General features: G+C 63.5%; 14 protein-coding genes. 10 read left to right on the plus strand and 4 right to left on the minus strand.

All coding sequences use genetic code 11. The annotated features are described in order from the left end of the window. The 8 genes from BMY30_RS16790 to BMY30_RS16825 all read left to right on the plus strand — a co-directional run. Positions 1-337: ISAs1 family transposase (locus tag BMY30_RS16790; RefSeq protein WP_139195548.1), on the plus strand; the 337-nt coding region annotated here is incomplete at its 5' end. Between the two features lie 105 nt (positions 338-442). Continuing rightward, entirely contained in the window at positions 443-676 is a 234-nt protein-coding gene (locus BMY30_RS16795) for a CopG family transcriptional regulator (RefSeq protein WP_089715849.1), read from the plus strand. Then, complete coding sequence (locus BMY30_RS16800; protein ID WP_211607384.1) at positions 676-1,083, plus strand: PIN domain-containing protein; 408 nt, start codon at positions 676-678, stop codon at positions 1,081-1,083. Before BMY30_RS16795 ends, BMY30_RS16800 begins: the two co-directional genes overlap by 1 nt. A gap of 148 nt (positions 1,084-1,231) precedes the next feature. After that, on the plus strand, positions 1,232-4,897 hold the full coding sequence (recC, locus tag BMY30_RS16805; protein WP_089715850.1) for an exodeoxyribonuclease V subunit gamma: 3,666 nt from the start codon (positions 1,232-1,234) through the stop codon (positions 4,895-4,897). Next, entirely contained in the window at positions 4,894-8,682 is a 3,789-nt protein-coding gene (gene recB / locus BMY30_RS16810; RefSeq protein WP_089715851.1) for an exodeoxyribonuclease V subunit beta, read from the plus strand. Before recC ends, recB begins: the two co-directional genes overlap by 4 nt. Then, on the plus strand, positions 8,679-10,970 hold the full coding sequence (recD, locus tag BMY30_RS16815; RefSeq protein ID WP_089715852.1) for an exodeoxyribonuclease V subunit alpha: 2,292 nt from the start codon (positions 8,679-8,681) through the stop codon (positions 10,968-10,970). Before recB ends, recD begins: the two co-directional genes overlap by 4 nt. A 156-nt stretch (positions 10,971-11,126) precedes the next feature. Then, a complete protein-coding gene (locus BMY30_RS16820; protein WP_244516259.1) occupies positions 11,127-12,365 on the plus strand; it encodes a GGDEF domain-containing protein in 1,239 nt (412 codons plus the stop codon). Further along, positions 12,340-12,615, plus strand: coding sequence for a BrnA antitoxin family protein (locus BMY30_RS16825; RefSeq protein ID WP_089715854.1), 276 nt, complete (start codon positions 12,340-12,342; stop codon positions 12,613-12,615). The genes BMY30_RS16820 and BMY30_RS16825 overlap by 26 nt, the downstream gene beginning before the upstream one ends. Positions 12,616-13,135: 520 nt before the next feature. On the opposite strand, the gene BMY30_RS16830 is transcribed toward BMY30_RS16825, so the two are convergent. From BMY30_RS16830 to BMY30_RS16840, 3 genes are all read right to left on the minus strand, one after another. Continuing rightward, a complete protein-coding gene (locus BMY30_RS16830; protein WP_089715855.1) occupies positions 13,136-13,489 on the minus strand; it encodes a DUF427 domain-containing protein in 354 nt (117 codons plus the stop codon). 117 nt (positions 13,490-13,606) lie between these two features. Next, positions 13,607-14,473, minus strand: a complete 867-nt coding sequence (locus tag BMY30_RS16835) for a DUF6544 family protein (protein WP_089715856.1) — start codon at positions 14,471-14,473, stop codon at positions 13,607-13,609. A gap of 143 nt (positions 14,474-14,616) precedes the next feature. Next, positions 14,617-15,447, minus strand: a complete 831-nt coding sequence (locus BMY30_RS16840; RefSeq protein WP_089715857.1) for an SDR family oxidoreductase — start codon at positions 15,445-15,447, stop codon at positions 14,617-14,619. A gap of 282 nt (positions 15,448-15,729) precedes the next feature. On the opposite strand from BMY30_RS16840, the gene BMY30_RS16845 reads away from it, so the two are divergent. Both BMY30_RS16845 and BMY30_RS18350 read left to right on the plus strand, forming a co-directional pair. Beyond that, positions 15,730-16,431 carry a 5'-methylthioadenosine/S-adenosylhomocysteine nucleosidase gene (locus BMY30_RS16845; RefSeq protein WP_244516260.1) on the plus strand — a complete coding sequence of 234 codons (702 nt, stop codon included), beginning with the start codon at positions 15,730-15,732 and terminating at the stop codon, positions 16,429-16,431. Positions 16,432-16,628: 197 nt separating this feature from the next. Beyond that, complete coding sequence (locus tag BMY30_RS18350) at positions 16,629-16,760, plus strand: hypothetical protein (RefSeq protein ID WP_280140914.1); 132 nt, start codon at positions 16,629-16,631, stop codon at positions 16,758-16,760. A gap of 453 nt (positions 16,761-17,213) precedes the next feature. Here BMY30_RS18350 and BMY30_RS16855 read toward each other — a convergent pair whose 3' ends face one another. After that, on the minus strand, positions 17,214-17,702 hold the full coding sequence (locus tag BMY30_RS16855) for a hypothetical protein (RefSeq protein WP_089715859.1): 489 nt from the start codon (positions 17,700-17,702) through the stop codon (positions 17,214-17,216). Between the last annotated feature and the right edge of the window lie 319 nt (positions 17,703-18,021).

The following is an 18,021-nucleotide window of genomic DNA, read 5'->3' on the forward strand; positions in this document are numbered from 1 at the left end:
TACTCGCCGTCGTGAGCTGGCTGACAAGACCACCGAAGAAGTCGCTTACTATCTCCTGAGTGACGCGCTGTCGCCGGAGCAGCTGGTCGACGTGACACGCGAGCACTGGGGAATAGAGAATCGCCTCCATTGGGTGCTGGACGTCACGATGCAGGAAGACCAGAGCCGCCATCGCCGAGATCATGGCCCTGAGAACCTGGCCCTGCTGCGCCGACTGGCGTTCAATGTGGCCAAGTTAGAGCCTTCCAAAGGGTCTATGAAAGGAAAGCGAAAGCAAGCAGGCTGGAATGACGACTACTTACTGAGCCTCATTCGTCAGTTCGCTCAACTGCGATAGCCCTGAGGGTGCCCCCTGATAGATTGCCCAGCAGTATAAGTGGACATATATAATTGTTTTGGATATTGGATTAAGGGATTGCCTATCCTTCAGCGGAAGTCAGCCATGACTCAGATCACGCTTTACCTTGATGAAGAGTCCGAAGCCTTGGTCGCTACACAGGCCAAGGCCACCGGTCAGTCGAAGAGTCGCTGGGTGGCTGAATTGATTCGCCGTCACGCTCATGACCAATGGCCGGAGTCCTGCCGGGCGCTGGCCGGCACCTTCCCCGAATTTCCACTGCGTGAAGACGCCCCCGCCCTCGACACGGCGTACGACGTGCGCAGAATAGGGTTCTGATGCCGGCGCTCGACAGCAACACCATTAGCTACTATTTCCGGGCCGACCCTCAGGTAGTGACACGCATACTGGCACTCAAACCCTCCGACTTGGCGGTACCGGCCATCGTCGTGTACGAACTCAAGCACGGGTTGAAACGATTGCCCGACGAAGCCTCTCGCCCTCGCTTGCAGGCGCTGGAAACCTTGTTGCAACCAATATGGAAACTGCCCTTCGACAATGGATGCGCCGATGTGGCAGCGAGCTTGTGCGCCACCCTTGAACGCCAGGGCACGCCCATTGGACCGATGGATATACTGATCGCCGCCACGGCGATCCGCCATCGAGCCACCCTGGTGACACGCAAGGAGAGAGTTTTCCCGCATTTCGGAACTGAGCGTCATCAATTGGCATACGGATTCGCTTGAAGGGTATTAGGCAATAGCGAAGCCCTCCGCTTGCGCCCTGGCAATGCAATTCCGCTTCCGCCTGGCTCTGTATAACCGCAAAACGGCAAAACCGCATTTCTGCATTTATGGCACCATGGCGGGGTTCATCGTAATTGGAAAACCCGCCATGCCCCTCGCTGCGTCGCCCGCCCTCCAACCCGGCTTCATGGTGATCCACGGCAACCGCCTGGAGGCACTGCGCGGCCTGACGGTGGAGTGGATGCGCCAGCATCCGCTGGGGCCGCTGGAGAACGAAATGATCCTGGTGCAGAGCAACGGCATCGGCCAGTGGCTCAAGCTGGCCCTGGCCGAGGATCCGGCCAACGGCGGGGCCGGCATCGCCGCGGCGCTGGATGTGACCCTGCCGGCACGCTTCCTGTGGCAAGCCTACCGGGCGGTGCTCACTCATCATGAAGGGCATGCCAGCGGCGACGACCAGGCGGTGCCCGCCACTTCGCCCTTCGACAAGTCGCGGCTGGTGTGGCGGCTGCTGCGCCTGCTGCCCGAGCTGCTTTCCCGGGATGACTTCGCCCCCCTGGCACGCTTCCTGGCCGATGACGACGACCTGCGCAAGCACCACCAGCTCGCCGAGCGCCTCGCCGACCTCTTCGACCAGTACCAGGTCTATCGCGCCGACTGGCTCGAGGCCTGGGCGGCGGGGGAAGACGTGCTGATCGATGCCCGCGGCCAATCGCACGAGCTGGATGCCACCCAACGCTGGCAGCCCGCGGTCTGGCGGGCGCTATGCGATGACGTCGCCACGACCCAGGGCCAGGCCGGCATCGACTCCAGCCGTGCCCGGGTGCATCGGCGCTTCCTCGATGCCGCCGAGTCTCTCGACCAGACGGCTCCTCCGTCCGGCCTGCCGCGTCGAATCCTGGTGTTCGGCATCTCCTCGCTGCCCCGCCAGGCCCTGGAGGCCCTGGCCGCCATCGCCCGGGTCAGCCAGGTGGTGCTCTGCGTGCACAATCCCTGCGAGCACTACTGGGCCGATATCATCGAGCATCGCGAGCTGCTGCGTGCCGAAAGACGCCGCCAGCGGCGCAAGGAAGGCATGCCCGAGCGCCTGGATGTGCTCGGCGAGGCCGACGGCGAGGCCAGCCTGCACCTCCATGCCCAGCCGCTGCTCGCCGCCTGGGGCAAGCAGGGCCGCGACTACCTGCGACTGCTCGACGAGCACGACGACGCCAGCGCCTACCAGGGGCTGTTCGAGCGCGAGGCGCTGCGCATCGACCTCTTCGAGTCCTGCCTGCCCGAGGCTGGCCCAGGGCTTCTGCTGCAGCAGCTGCAGGACGACATCCGCGCGCTGCGCCCGGTGGCCGAGACCCGCGACACCTGGCCGGCGGTGGACCCGACTCACGACGACTCCATCGTCTTCCATGTCGCCCACGGCCCCCAGCGCGAGGTAGAGATCCTCCACGACCAGTTGCTCGCCGCCTTCAGCGCCGACCCGGAGCTGCGCCCGCGGGACATCATCGTCATGGTTCCCGATATCGACCACTACGCGCCGCATATCCAGGCGGTCTTCGGCCAGTATGCGAAGGACCAGGTCCCCCATGACGACCCGCGATACATCCCCTACACCCTCTCCGACCAGGCCAGCCGCCACCGCCTGCCGCTGCTGATCGCCCTGGAGAAGCTGCTGCGCCTGCCGGAGCTGCGCGTCTCGGTGAGCGACCTGCTCGACCTGATGGAGGTACCCGCGCTGCGTGCCCGCTTCGGCCTCAGTGAAGAGAACCTGCCGACGCTGGCGCGCTGGATCGAGGGCGCGGGTATCCGCTGGGGCCTGCACGCTCGCCAGCGCGGCAGCCTTGACCTGCCCGAAGGCCTGGAGCAGAACACCTGGGCCTTCGGCCTGCGTCGCCTGCTGCTGGGTTATACGGTCGGCAGCGCCGGCGGCGCCTGGCAGGGCATCGAGCCCTTCGATGACATCGGCGGCCTGGAGGCGGGCCTGGCCGGCCCCCTGGCGCAGTTGCTGGAGACCCTCGAGACCCAGTGGCGGCGGCTGCGCGAGCCCACCGACGCCGAGGGCTGGGTGATCCGCCTGCGCGAGCTGCTAGAGGCCTGCTTCCTGGCCGAAGAGGCCCACGACAGCCTGATGTTGTCGCGCCTCGAGCAGGCCCTGCAGGATTTCGGCGAGAGCTCCCGCGAGGCCGGCCTGGAGCGCGAGCTGCCGCTGACCATCGTCCGCGAACACTGGCTGGGACAGATCGACGAGCACAGCCTTTCCCAGCGCTTCCTGGCCGGGGCGGTCAACTTCGCCACCCTGATGCCCATGCGCGCCATCCCCTTCAAGCGCGTCTGCCTGCTGGGCATGAATGACGGCGACTACCCCCGCAGCCACCCGCCGCTGGACTTCGACCTGATGAACGGCGACTACCGCCCCGGCGACCGCTCGCGCCGCGAGGACGACCGCTACCTCTTCCTCGAGGCACTGCTCTCGGCGCGCCGTCAGCTCTATATCAGTTGGGTGGGCCGCAGCATCGTCGACAACGCCGACAAGCCGCCCTCGGTGCTAGTCGGCCAGCTGCGCGATCACCTGGCCGCTGGCTGGCGCACCGCGGCCGATGGAGACGAAGAGGGCGGCGACCTGCTCACCGCCCTGACCACCGAGCACCCGCTGCAGCCCTTCAGCCGCGCCTATTTCCCCGCCCAAGCGGAACAGGCCTCGCGGAACGTCTCGGCCAGGCGCCTCTTCACCTACGCCCATGAATGGCACGACGTGCATGGCGAGCGAGCGCCGGCCAGGGAGGAAAGCGAACTCGGCACCTTTGTTCAGGAGAACCCGCTGACCCTGGTCCAACTCGGAAATTTTCTGCGCGACCCCACCAAGGCCTTCTTCAACACCCGACTACGGGTCTTCCTGGAGCGCGAGGACGTCACCAGCCTGGACCAGGAGCCCTTCAGCCTCGACGGCCTCACGCTCTGGCAGCTGCAGGACACCCTGATCCAGGCACAGCGCCGCGCCATCGACGCTGGCGAGCCGCGCCTGGAGGCGATGAACGCTACACTCGAGCGGCTGGAGGGCCAGGGCGTGCTGGCCATGGGCGCCTTCGGGGGCCGCATGCGCGAGCAGCTCGCCGAGCCCATGGAGGCGCTCTTCGAGGCCTACCAGCAGGCGCTCGACCGCTGGCCCCATGCCGTGGAGGAGCCCGAGCCGGTGCGCCTGGCCTTGTTTGACGACGTCAACACCCTGCCGCTGGAAGACTGGCTCGACCAGCTGCGCCTCAGCGACACCGGGGAGCGCTGCCGGCTACTGCTCTCCAGCAGCAGCCTGATCAAGAACAAGAAGTATCGTTGGGCCCAGCTGCTGCGCCCCTGGGTCGCCCACCTGGCCGGCAACCTCGAGGCGCCGATGACCACCGAATTGCTCTCCAGGGCCGGCAGCGTCACCTTCGCCCCATTGGATGCCGAGACAGCGCGGCGCCGGCTGCAGGCGCTGATCGTCGGCTGGCAGGCCGGCATGCAGGCGCCGCTGCCGCTGGCGTGTGACAGCGCCTTCGCCTGGCTAGGCAAGATCGACAAGCAGGCAAGCGGCATTGAAGGCTCTCTCAACAACCAGGGCCCCGGCAGCGATGCCTGGCACGCCGCTCGCAAGGTATACGAGGGCGATGATTTCTCCGCCGGCGAGGTGGACCGCAACCCCTACCTGGCCCACCGCTGGCCCGACTTCGAAGCGCTGTTCTACGCCGCTCCAGGCGACGGCCTGGACTTCGCTACGCTGACCGAACGGCTGCTGGCACCGCTCTACGTGGCCCTTAAAGGGGATAAACAGAGGGGAGACGGCAAATGAGTGAAATCAGCCAGCTCGATCCATTGACGTTTCCCCTGCACGGCAGCCGCCTCATCGAGGCCAGTGCGGGTACAGGCAAGACCTTCACCATCGCCCTGCTCTACGTGCGCCTGGTGCTCGGCGCCCGCCACGCCGATGACGAAGCGGCCTTCTCGCGCCCGCTCACGCCGCCGGAGATCCTGGTGGTGACCTTCACCAACGCCGCCACCCAGGAGCTGCGCGATCGTATCCGTAGCCGGCTGGTCGAGGCCGCCGAGGTCTTTCTCGCCGAGGATCATGACAAAGAGGCGCCGGGGACAGGTCGTAGCGGGGATGTCGATCCGCTGCTCATCGCCCTCCGCGACCAATATGAGCCTGCCACCTGGCCCGCCTGCGCCCGGCGCCTGCAACTGGCCGCCGAGTGGATGGACGAGGCCGCGGTCTCCACCATCCACAGCTGGTGCTACCGCATGCTGCGCGAGCACGCCTTCGACAGCGGCAGCCTCTTCTCGCTGGAGCTGGAGACCGACCAGGGCGAGCTGGAGCAGGAGGTGGTGCGCGACTACTGGCGCAGCTTCTACTACCCGCTGGATGCCGAGGCACTGGCCGAAATCATCCGCTACTGGAAGTCCCCTAGCGAACTTCACGAGGCAGTGCGGCGGCTGCTTCCCGAAGCCGATGCCCTGCCGCCCGACGCACCGCCCCCCGCCGAGACCCTGGCCGCCACCCGTGCCGAGATCGAGACCCGGCTCGCCGAGCTCAAGGCGCCCTGGCCGGCCTGGCTCGACGAGCTAGTGCCCGCCCTGGAGGAGGCCGCCAAGCGCAAGGCCTTCAAGGGCCAGAGCTTCAATGCCCGGAGCCGCGCCAACTGGCTAGGGGCCCTGCGCGACTGGTGCGAGTCCGAGGAGACTCACCCGGCACTCACTGATGCCGCCTGGAAGCGCCTGACCCCGCAGGGCATGGCGGAGATCTGGCTCGAGGGCGAACCCCCCGTCCCGCAAGCCTGGGAAGCCCTGGCCGAACTGTCCGCGGCGCTCGACGACCTGCCCGACCCGCGGCCCGACCTGCTGACCCATGCCGTCCAGTGGTGCCGGGCGCGGCTCGAGCGTGAGCAGGAGCGGCGTGCCGAGATGGGCCCCAACGAGCTGCTCACCCACCTGGACCGGGCACTGGCAGGCCCGAGTGGCGAGGCCCTGGCCGCTCAGATCCACCGCCAGTTCCCGGTGGCACTGGTCGACGAGTTCCAGGACACCGACCCGGTGCAGTACCGCATCTTCGACCGGGTCTACCGACTGGCCGATAACGCCCGGGGCCATTCCAGGGAAAACGGCATCTTCCTGATCGGCGATCCCAAGCAGGCGATCTACGCCTTTCGCGGCGCGGACATCTACACCTACCTGCAGGCGCGCCGCGACACCGCGGGCCGCCACGTCACCCTGGGCACCAACTACCGCTCCAGCAGCGCCATGGTCGCCGCGGTCAACCGCTGCTTCGAGTTCGCCGAGGCCCACCCGGACGGCGCCTTCCTCTTCAAGCAGGGCGACGGCACAAACCCCGTCCCCTTCGTCAGCGTGAAGGCCAAGGGCCGCAAGGACGCCCTCGTCATCGACGGCCTGCCACAGACCGCCATGACCCTCTGGCAGTTGGAGGCTGACGAGCCGCTCTCGAAGACCGCCTACCACGGCGAGATGGCCGAGCGCTGTGCTTCGCGAATGGTCGCGCTGCTGGAGAGCGGCCGGCGCGGCGAGGCGAGTTTCCACGAGGGCGAGACGCTCAAGCCCCTGGCGCCCTCGGACATGGCGGTGCTGGTCAACGGCCTGGGTGAGGCCCGTGCCATCCGCAAGTCCCTGGCCAGGCGCGGGGTGAAGAGCGTCTACCTCTCGGACAAGGACAAGGTCTTCGCCTCGCCCATGGCGGCCGAGCTCGACGCCTGGCTGCGCGCCTGCGCCGACCCCGATGACGAACGCCGGCTGCGCGCCGCCCTGGCCACCCGCACCCTGGGGCTGGGCCTGGCCGAGCTCGACCACCTCGGCTCTTCACAAGGGCAGGACGAACTGGCCTGGGAGGCGCGGGTGATGCAGTTCCGCAACTACCACAGGCTCTGGCAGCGCCAGGGGGTGCTGCCGCTGCTGCGCCGGCTGATGAACGACTTCGAGGTGCCCGGTCGGCTGCTGGCAAGTGGCCCGACCAGTGAAGGGGAAAGATATCTCACCGACCTCCTTCACCTGGGCGAGCTGCTGCAGCATGCCAGCCAGGAGCTGGATGGCGAACACGCCCTGATCCGCTTTCTCGCCGAATCCATCGCCGACCCCGACGACCAGGGCGACACCCACAAGCTGCGCCTGGAGAGCGACGCCGACCTGGTGAAGGTGATCACCATCCACAAGTCCAAGGGCCTTGAATACCCGCTGGTATTCCTGCCCTTCATCTGCGGGCACCGCGCCACCAAGGCCAGCGATTCGCCGCTGCGCTGGCACGACGCCGAGGGCCGGCTACGCATCGGCCTGGAGGCCGACGAGACGACCCTGGCGCTGGCCGACCGCGAACGCCTGGGCGAGGACCTGCGCAAGCTCTATGTGGCGCTGACCCGCGCCCGTCACGCCACCTGGCTGGGCATGGCGCCGCTCAAGGGCGGGGAGCAGAGCGCCATCGGCCAGCTGCTAGCCGAGGGGGCGCCGCTGGACCCGGAGGAATTCACCGCCGCCCTGGCGGCACTCAAGGGCGCCGAACCCGCCATCGCCATCGAGGCGACACCGCCCGCCACCGCGATGCAGTTCCACCCCCGGGAGCATCAGGCCAGACCGGGCGAGGCGCTGCTTCCGAGCCGCCCGGCCCGAGAGCAGTGGTGGATCGCCAGCTACTCGGCACTGCGCACCTCCGGCCGGATCGCCACGCCGCTGGTCGATGATGACGCTGCGGAGGACACACCCGCGCTGCCGGAGCCGGCCACCGCCTTGGAGGCTACCGCCTTCGAGGTGCTCGACGAGCCCCATGACAGTGCACAGCCGGATCTGGAGCATCATCGAACCGTTCCCGACCTTCATCGATTCCCGAGAGGCCCCGGCCCTGGCACCTTCCTCCATGGCCTGCTGGAGTGGGCAGGCCGCCTCGGCTTCTCCCGGGCCAGCCGGGATGCCACCCAGCGCGAGGACATGCTCGCCCGGCGCACCCAACTGCGCGGCTGGACCACCTGGCTCGCCACCCTGGACGCCTGGCTCGCCGCCCTGCTGGAGACCCCGCTGCCGCTGCCCGACGCAAGCGCGGTGCGGCTCGACGCACTCACCGACTACCAGGTGGAGATGGAGTTCTGGTTCGCCGCCAGCCGGGTCGACACCCGCGCCCTGGATAGGCTGGTCAGCACCCAGACCCTGGCCGGCGAGCCGCGGCCGGCGCTGGATGCCGACACCCTGAACGGCATGCTCAAGGGCTTCATCGACCTGGTCTTCGAGTTCGAGGGGCGCTACTACGTGCTCGACTGGAAGTCCAACCACCTGGGGCCGGACGACGACGCCTACACCCCGGCAGCCATGCATGACGCCATGCTCGACAAGCGCTACGACCTCCAGGCCGCCCTCTACCTGCTGGCGCTGCATCGGCTGCTCGCCTCGCGCCTGCCGGGCTACGACTACGACCGCCATATCGGCGGCTCGCTGACCGTCTTCCTCAGGGGCGCCCATGCAGATGGACGCGGGGTGCATGGCGAGCGCCCACCGCGGGCACTGATCGAGGCGTTGGATGCCCTCTTCCAGGGCGATGGCCAGTCGGGCGCCATCCCGGCGCCGACCGATACGGAGGCACCGGCATGAACCAGGTCCTGGAAGATGTCGATGCCCTCATCGCCCTTCTCGACCGCTGGGTGGAACGCGGCTGGCTGCGCGCCCTGGACCGCGCCCTGGTGGTCTTCCTGCATCGCGAGGTCCCCGATGCCCCTGCGCCGCTGCTGCTCGCCGTGGCCCTGGCCAGCCACCAGCTCGGCCGCGGCCATGTCTGCCTCGACCTGGCAGCGACCCTGGAGGCCCCCGACCTGGCGCTCTCGCTTCCGCCGGAAGGCGATGACCTCAGCGACCCGCCGCCGCTGCCCAGCCAGGCGCTCGGCGGCCTGACCCTGGACGCCTGGCGGGAAGCGCTCGCCCATCCCACCCTGGTCGCAGACGGCGACAGCGGCGCCCCCGGCTACACCCCCTTGGTGAGCAGCGCCACCGCGCCCGGTCATCAACACCAAGGCCCCCGGCTCTACCTGCGCCGTTACTGGCAGTACGAGCAGGATATCCGCCAGCAGATCGCCGCCCGTCTGGATGACGGTTCCTACAGCAGGAACACCGCCAATCTGGCCACGGCCCTGGACGCCCTCTTCCCCGCCACCGACACCCTCGACTGGCAAAAGGCCGCCTGCGCCCTGGCCGCCCGCTCGCCCTTCGCGGTGATCACCGGCGGCCCCGGCACCGGCAAGACCACCACCGTGGTCAAGCTACTCGCCCTGCTCCAGACCCTGCAGCTCGGCCGGGAAGGCGGCCAGGCCCTGCGCATCCGCCTCGCCGCTCCCACCGGCAAGGCCGCCGCACGTCTCAACGAATCCATCGCCGGGCAGGTGTCGGGATTGGATCTGACCTCTATTGCCCCCTTGCTCGAGCGCGTAGCGAGCGAAGACGAGACAAGGCGGAACCCGACAAAAACGCGGAGTTTACAAGACGTAAATGAGCAGTTTGAGGAGGGCTCCAACGCAGTATCGTCGAGCGCAGTAGCGCTACTCCAAAAAGCCATCCCCACCGAAGTCACCACCCTCCACCGCCTGCTCGGCTCCCGACCGGACACCCGCCACTTCCGCCACCACGCCGGCAACCCGCTGGCCCTGGACGTACTGGTGATCGACGAGGTCTCCATGGTGGATATCGAGATGATGGCGGCAGTGCTCACCGCCCTGCCGCCCCGCGCCCGCCTGGTGCTGCTCGGCGACAAGGACCAGCTCGCCTCGGTGGAGGCCGGCGCGGTGCTGGGCGATCTCTGCCAGCGTGCCGAAGGCGGCCACTACACGCCCGAGACCGCCGACTGGCTGGAGGCGGTGACCGGCACGCCCCTGCCCTCCAAGTACCTCGACGCCTCGAACGGCACTCACGGCCACCCGCTGGACCAGGCCATCGCCATGCTGCGGGTCAGCCACCGCTTCGATGCTACAAGCGGTATCGGCCAGCTCGCCGAGGCAGTCAATCGCCCACTGGATGCCAGTCATACCACCAGGGAGAAGCGCCGCGCCGTGCGCAAGGTGTTCGAGCATGAGTCCGGCTACGCCGACCTGGCCCACCTGCGCCTAAATGATGCCGAGGACCCGTCGCTGGACCGCCTGGTGGTGGAAGGCAACCCTGCCGGCTTTATCAACCACGGCCAGGGCCGAACCGACCGTAGCGGAGAACCCATCGCCCCACCGATCGGCTACCGCCACTACCTGGAAGTGTTGGCTCAGCATCGCCCCGACCAGCCAAGCTTCGGCGAGGCCGGCAGCATAGAACGTGCGCCCTTCGACGATTGGGCTCGAGCGGTGCTGGCCGCCCATGGCCGCTTCCAGTTGCTCTGCGCCCTGCGTCGCGGCCCCTGGGGTATCGAGGGGCTCAACCCACGCATCGGCCGCGCCCTGCGTCGCGCCGGCTGGCTTCAGGCCAGCGATCCGGAGCTGGAACAGGGCTGGTTCGAAGGTCGCCCGGTGCTAGTCACCCGCAACGACTACGGCCTGGGGCTGATGAACGGCGATATCGGCATCACCCTGGCACTGCCCGACGCCCGCCAGCCGGGAAGAAAGCTGCTGCGCGTCGCCTTCCCCGCAAGCGACGGCAGCGGCCAGATCAAGTGGGTGCTACCCAGCCGCCTGCAGGCGGTGGAGACCGTCTTCGCCATGACGGTGCACAAATCCCAGGGCTCGGAGTTCATCCACACCGCCTTGCTGCTCCCCGACGCCCCCAACCCCATCCTGACGCGGGAGCTTATCTACACCGGCATCACCCGCGCACGGGACTGGCTTACGCTGGTCGAAACCGGTCGAGGCCAGCTGCTGGATGCGGTGGAGAGGCGAGTGATGAGGGTGAGTGGGTTGGGGACAATATGAGAGGAGGCACCCACCTGTTTTCCCGCCATCTTGAAACACTTAGATTGCTTCAGGCCGGCAGGAGGGGCCTCGCCACGAGTGCCACGACGGTGAAATTTTCAATGACTACAGGACGGGGAGAATCGACCTTTGTCGTCACCCATAACTAGAGACCGGTTGAACCGGCTGACCGGTCAATTTCACGAACCGGGCAGGGAAGCGATGTATCGCCGGGACATCGCGCCCAGGGTTCGACGCGAGTCCTGCCTGGCGCTGAGCGTGGCGGCCCTGGTCTTCGGAATGTTTGCCATTTCCGACTACCACTACACCGGCGTGAGCACAGAGCTCTATCTACTGCTAGCTATGCGTCTCATAGTGGTGGTCTCCTGCCTGATTCTGGCATTCCTGATCGGACGCGTTGGCGACTATTCTCGCAAGTCCTGGCTGCACGCCCTGCCCCTGTGGATACTGGCGACGGCCATCATCCTGATCGTTCCCCTGCGCCCTGAGAGCCTCCCCACCCAAGTTACCGCGGTGGTGGTGGCCACCATGGCGTTCTACCTGCTGATCCCCAACCTGCTGCCCATCGTGGCCATCGCCAGCCTCTATCTGAACCTGGGCTTCCTGGCCGCGGCGATGATGGTGGCGGACATTCCTGCCGTGATCGCGCTGCGCATCGTGCTGCTGCTGATCATGACCAACGTCGTGGGTTTCTTTGCCCTGCTTCGCCTGGAAAAACTGCAGCGCAAACAATTCGCGCTACTGCAGGAAGAGCGTGTCCAGAACCACCAACTGGTCGAGGAAATAACCCACCGAAAATCGCTTGAAGCGCAGCTGCGTTTGCTCGCCGAGCGGGATGAATTGACGGGCCTGGACAGTCGCAGCCATTTCATGAAGCGAGCCCAGGCGCTGCTGCTGCGCTCGCAACATGACACGGCGCCATTCAGCCTGTTCATGATCGACGTGGACCACTTCAAGTCCATCAACGATACCTGGGGGCACATCCACGGAGATCGGGTGCTGACATCGATCGCTGAAACCTGCAAGAGGTCCCTCAGGCCCCAGGACGTGATCGGGCGTTTCGGAGGCGAAGAGTTCATCGTGGCCTTGCCGGAGACCCACCTGAAAGACGCGAAAATGGTGGCGGAGCGCCTACAGAGGAAGGTCACCGAACTGCCGGTGATGGAAGACATGCCCGACCACCGCCTCACCGTCACCATCGGCATCGCCGGGGTTCTCGATGAGGAGACCGACCTGGCCACCCTGATAAAGCAGGCGGACCAGGCCCTCTACGTCGGCAAGCACGACGGCAGGAACCGGGTAGTGGTGAGTCAGAAAGTGGGAGACGAGATTTCCGCTCGCGCCATGCACCGCAAGGAGAGGGCTATTTATGAGCAAGCAAAAAAAGATACCTGAGCTCGAAAGCGAAGCCGAAGAACGGGGCTTCTGGAAAGCCCGCGACTCATCTGACTACGAGGGCTGGAGCCAGGCACAACCCGCCTCTTTTCCGAAACTGAAGCCTTCGACGAAAACCATCTCGCTCCGACTACCTGAAACGCTACTCGACCGTATCAAGATCAAGGCCAACGAACGTGACATGCCTTACCAATCACCGATAAAAGCCTGGCTTGCGGATGATGTCGATGACAGCCGCCGGACAGGATAAAGAGCCAATCCGGCAACTCAGTTGCAGCACCGACGACGCAGACCGAGAGAGCTGTTGGATTAAAACCAAAAGCAGACCTTTAGCGCCTTATAACATAAGGCCAGCAGCAGGGGACAAATAATCAGAGTGAAGCGGCGGCTAAGCGGTTCCTCTGCCTGATTTTGTTAAATGCATGATAGCAAGTTCTTCATTAAATTCTTTTCTTATACTAACTCCACTTATACCCTTCCAAGGTCATGCAGCTTTCGGTTAGCCCACCTATTTGCGTCTCTCTTTCGGCATTATCTTTCGCTTTTTCTTTGCACTCAAAGAGCTGTTTCCTTGATTGTTCATAGCTTACGTCCTCCTTCACCCACCTTTTTCAATCGTGTAGGAAGGACCAGAGACACAACCTGAAATAGTAGCAATCAAAGCAACATAAATAGTTGATAACGCAATTTTTTTCATAACTACCTCCTTGTTAAAAAACACTGATTTTTACACAATACTGTTGAACGCGTATGCTGCCTTCGTCGGCATATCAGCTTCGAGGCGCAACCGGACATCCACTCACTCCTCGGTAGAACACCAGCCTTCCCTCAATCGTATCCATCCCTTCCTTTGATCGCTCATAGCTCCACGCCACATCCTCATGCTCGCCAAAGGAGTAGTAGCTGGCATCGCCCTTGAACGGGCAGTGGGTCACGGTCTCGGAAGGCGTCAGTAAATACATCCGCGCATCCTTGCGGGGAATGTACTGCCGTGGCGGGTAGCCGCGTTCGCGGAGTTCGATGGCGCGGGTGGTGTCAGCGTCCAGGGTGCCATCGATGCACACCTGCGCCTGCTGGTAATGCGGGTGCAGGGTGATTGGGGGCTCGGTGGAATCCGTTGCCATGGTGCTTTCCCTTGCGAATGGGATATGGCGTTCTTGTGTTCTGGGATTCAGCCTAGCACCGAGGGATGGTTTGTCCCATGTGCCGGGTCAACGAAACCCGACAACCGTAAAGAAGCGCTACGGCACTGGAAACCGCACCTGCTCCACCCTCGCCCGGAAGAAGGGAAAGTACGCCTCTGTGCCAAAGTGGTTTCCCGCCTCGACCCTGGTGGGCAGGGTCAAACCTTCGAAATTGCGGAAGTCGTCAAGATAGCCGCCGAAGGGCTGGAGCCTCCATTCCTTCTCGGGGTTGGCGTTGCTCCAGCGTGGGAACTGCACCCAGAGCGGTCGGCCATCTTCGGCTACGGCGATTTCTATTGATTGCTCCAGGGTGCCGTGCGTGATTACCGCTCGCGCTCGGTTTAGCTCGCCCGTCTCTTCCCAGCGCACACCATCTTGGGGGAGCAAGGCTGCTGGGGCCCAGAAGGCGGCGTCTGCCACCGCGCGACCGAAGGATGCGCGCAGGTGGTTTTCGTCGCCCCCTGCCCTGGCAACGGGAAGCGTCTTGTTCAGCCAGAAACGGGTCCAGGAACGACCTTCCCCCATGCCATCAGAGCCGCTCATCTGCATTAGGCCGGAGCCGGCCTGTTCGAGCCGCCAGATGAAGCCGTGCGGCGGGGCGAGGATCTGGCGTGCCTTCATTGGGCGGTAGCCGGGGGCTTCCTTGTTGCCAAGGCCGATCTCGCCTGCCATGCGGATCTCGCTGACCACATGAAGTGGCGTACCCGGTACCATGGTGAAAAGGAAGTAGCGCCGTGCTGCGTCGGGCAGGTCTTCGACCATGGTGGGATCGAATTCACCAATGGACTCGGGCGCTTGGGATTGTAGCCAGGCCCAGGCGAAATCCGCCGCACGGTTATCGGCCAAGCGCCAAGCCTGCATGGCCAGCACGGTTATCAGTACCAACGCCAGCAGCAGGCCCACGGCCAATCCCAGGTAGGCCATCCGGTTTCTCCTGCGCGTCATGCTGCCGCGTGTTGCCGCGATGGCCTTTTCATCGAATGCCCTTCACTGCGATCACTTTGCCGGGCGGCACTGCGTCACATCAAAAGGCCTATGCGCCAGGAAACACACGCAAATTCCGCGGGTTATAAGCCGAAGGTTTCCATTATCTTCGCTTCGAAGGCCTTGTCCTCCATATTTTTGCGCATGGGCACGAATAGCTCTGCCTCCTGCCCGACCTTGACGGCAATCTCGCTATCTTCATTCTCGATGAGGGACTTTACGGCCTGCGCTATCGGCAGTGGGTCCGGGCCCTCATTGATGGCCTTGGCAACGATCGGCACAAGATGGGAAACCAGCTCCTTGTAGGGAGAGTCGTCGCCGGTTGTCCTGCTGTTGGCGACAAGGCCTTTCTTCACGAAGTTGGTCCCGAACAAGCCGGCGAGAACAGAGTGCACCCTGATGCCGAAAGGAGCCACCTCGAACCTCAGGGAGTCGGTAATACCCTCGACAGCGTATTTACTGGCATTGTAATGCGACAGCAAGGGAAGCCCCATTCTGCCAAGGAAGGAGGAAATGTTGATGATCACGCCGCTGCCCGCCTCTCGCATATGAGGAAGCACCTCGCGGGTCATCTTGATGAGTCCAAACACATTCACATCGAACTGCTTGAAGATCTCCTCATCGGTTCCTTCTTCCAATGTCGCAAGAAGCCCGAAGCCCGCGTTGTTCACCAACACATCGATCTTGCCTTCGTTCGCTATGACATGCTGGACGGCGTTCTGAATGGACATCGTATCCTGCACATCAAGCGACACGGTATGGATGGTGAGACCGCGCGCGCCGGCCTCGTCGAGCAGCTCCTGGCTATCATTCCTGATACCGGCATAGACGGTATACCCATGCTCGGCTAGTAGCAGCGCTGTTGCCTTGCCCATGCCCGAGGCTGCGCCAGTGATCAAGACGGTGTTATTCACAGCACATTCCTTTTCCAGTTGAAAGTCGCGCCCTAAAAGCAGGGCGCGTTATAAGCGAGGGGTGTAAGAACGTCTGTTCAACAGAGCCATCGCAGCCCCGGCCATCCCATCAGCGTAGGCGAGCCTCGCCTTCGACTCACTTATCTGCTTTTTCATCCCTGGCAATATTGATCTTTGGCAAGGTCATGCGAGATAGGCCCGAATTGGAGCGCGGCATGAACGGCCTTTCATTTGGCCAGCAGCGGATAGCGCATCGAGGCAGTACACTGGAGCGCCGAACCCATGGCAAGGCAATCAGCGTCGATGAACACCTCCACGACTTCCGACTATTGGGCAGATGGGCTTGGTGAGGCCAAGCTGACAGCACTAGGAGGCCGCAGCGCCCTCTTCGTGATGGCCGCCGATGTCGAATATGGCCCGCATCTCAAGAAGCGCTTCGCCCCCTTGATTTCCGGCGTCGGGCCCGTCGAGGCGGCCGTCGAACTCACCACCGCCCTTGCCACCCTCGCCGAACGCGAGCGCCTGCCCGACCTGGTGGTGTCGCTGGGATCGGCCGGTAGCCGGGTGCTCGAGCAGACCGAGATCTATCAGGCGACTGCCGTCGCCTACCGCGACATGGATGCCACCCCCTTGGGCTGCGAAAAGGGCACCACGCCCTTTCTCGACCTGCCGGCTACCGTCCCGCTGCCTTTGCGCATTCCCGGCATTCCTGAGGCCTCGCTGTCGACCGGCGCCAATATCGTCTCTGGATCAGCCTATGACGCCATCGCCGCCAACATGGTGGACATGGAAAGCTACGCCTGCCTGCGCGCCTGCATGTGCTTCGACGTGCCGCTTGTCGTCCTGCGCGGCATTTCGGATGGCAAGTCGGAACTGCACCACATCGACGACTGGACCGAGTACCTTCATGTCATCGACGAAAAACTGGCCGCCGCCGTCGACCGCCTCGGCGAGGCACTCGCTGAAGGCCGGTTGAAGCGCTGACCGCTGACGGAACCAGGGCGACATCGTTGCGGAAACGGCAGCGCTTGACGTTCAGCTGACGGTAGTGACATTAATATCGCTAACGCCATCAAACGACACCATGCTGTCGGCATGAAAACCAGACACGTCACCCTCAACCCCCAAGCATCCCTCTCGCTGCGCCTGTTCGCCGGGTTGATCGAGGAGGGGCGGCGCTGATGGGCGTTTCGCTTTTCACCGATGACCCCGGCACCCTGCGTCGCGAGCATGATATCCAATCGGAACGGTTAACGTTGCTGCCCAAGCGCGCCAGCCGTCAGCAGCAAGAGCCCAATTACGATGACTTCTAGCCAAAGCGCCTATGTCTGGATTTGGCTGCCCAGCCAGACGTCCCTCTCTGAAGCAGGCCATTCAACACGGTATCGGCCGCGGAGCGACTCGGCCTGAGCCTGGCGCAAGCCAGGGAGATAATCGACCACCAACTTGCCACGGTCCGGGAACAATGGGGGGCCGTGGTGATTTGAAGCTCCCGTTCCGGGTTAAGCAATACGTTACCCACTGGCGTCCAGCTCAGGCTGGTGAACTGCCACTTGATGACTGCGTCTATAGCTTCCTCATCAGCAATTTCATCCGCTCTTTTCATGGGGTAGCGCCTCCACTAGACTAGCCTTGGCGATAAGTCAATGGGCACAGACTTCCCGCGCTCCCATCAGAAAGGTCAGATCTTTGTCCATTTATCCATCACATCTGGCAATTCTCGCATGCATTTCAGGCTCGGCGATAATGTCAGGAAAAAGGAATGATCATTCTTTAATCGCGTCTCGAATTCCGTCATCAATCCGAGCCAAATCTGTTTGAATTTCAGACACGAGATCACTATAGCTGCGACTGTCTGGCTGCAATTCTTTCAAGCGTGCAACCTTCCCCTCCTTCTGCTCCATTAGGGCATATAATACAACTCGAAATGATGACAAATTCTGTTCGACTTCAGCTAGCTTCCGGGTTAACTCTTTAGCTTCATCCCTGAGACTCTCAATAGTCTCTTCACGCATACTGATTTCCCCCTGAAGCTCCATGACCTTATTAGAATCTTTCCAAACTTCAGTGCCAAAACCGAAAACGCTCAGTGCCAGGGAAAAGCCCATAAATACGTAAATGGAATTCAGGATCGGCTTTCTTGGCTTGGACTGCCTCTGCTCCTCGCGGAGGAGAAGATATGCCAATATGGCAAGAATACAGCCTAGACCGATCGCACCGTAGCTAAGCAATTCGACGAAATTAAGCGTCTCCATGCGATCCTCTGATTAGTAGAATCAGTACAGAACGGTGATTAGACCGCCCATCTCGTGACTGGAAGAACCCTACTGCACGTTTTTTCGGATTATGCCAGACACCATTTGCGCTTTAGCTGACTTAACATCAGCAATATCAAGTGTAGCTCGTCCTATACGCCGTGAAGCTTTTGTCATGAATGCGCGCAGTCGGGTTGCTGCTGGATCCAGATCGGCGTCGGGGTGATCGTATTCGGTGGCACTACCTGAATAATGTGTCGGGCCGAAACAAAAGACTATACGGCTGATGGGTCAACCAAGAGTGGGAGAAGCCCAGGAG

Origin of the sequence: Halomonas daqiaonensis (assembly GCF_900109725.1) — a bacterium.
GTDB classification, from domain to species: domain Bacteria; phylum Pseudomonadota; class Gammaproteobacteria; order Pseudomonadales; family Halomonadaceae; genus Halomonas; species Halomonas daqiaonensis.

Coding starts and splice junctions, on each gene's coding strand:
- BMY30_RS16795 (WP_089715849.1), top strand. CDS start 443: ATGACTCAGATCACGCTTTACCTTGATGAAGAGTCCGAAGCCTTGGTC.
- BMY30_RS16800 (WP_211607384.1), top strand. CDS start 676: ATGCCGGCGCTCGACAGCAACACCATTAGCTACTATTTCCGGGCCGAC.
- recC (WP_089715850.1), top strand. CDS start 1,232: ATGCCCCTCGCTGCGTCGCCCGCCCTCCAACCCGGCTTCATGGTGATC.
- recB (WP_089715851.1), top strand. CDS start 4,894: ATGAGTGAAATCAGCCAGCTCGATCCATTGACGTTTCCCCTGCACGGC.
- recD (WP_089715852.1), top strand. CDS start 8,679: ATGAACCAGGTCCTGGAAGATGTCGATGCCCTCATCGCCCTTCTCGAC.
- BMY30_RS16825 (WP_089715854.1), top strand. CDS start 12,340: ATGAGCAAGCAAAAAAAGATACCTGAGCTCGAAAGCGAAGCCGAAGAA.
- BMY30_RS16830 (WP_089715855.1), bottom strand. CDS start 13,489: ATGGCAACGGATTCCACCGAGCCCCCAATCACCCTGCACCCGCATTAC.
- BMY30_RS16835 (WP_089715856.1), bottom strand. CDS start 14,473: ATGGCCTACCTGGGATTGGCCGTGGGCCTGCTGCTGGCGTTGGTACTG.
- BMY30_RS16845 (WP_244516260.1), top strand. CDS start 15,730: ATGGCAAGGCAATCAGCGTCGATGAACACCTCCACGACTTCCGACTAT.
- BMY30_RS18350 (WP_280140914.1), top strand. CDS start 16,629: ATGGGCGTTTCGCTTTTCACCGATGACCCCGGCACCCTGCGTCGCGAG.
- BMY30_RS16855 (WP_089715859.1), bottom strand. CDS start 17,702: ATGGAGACGCTTAATTTCGTCGAATTGCTTAGCTACGGTGCGATCGGT.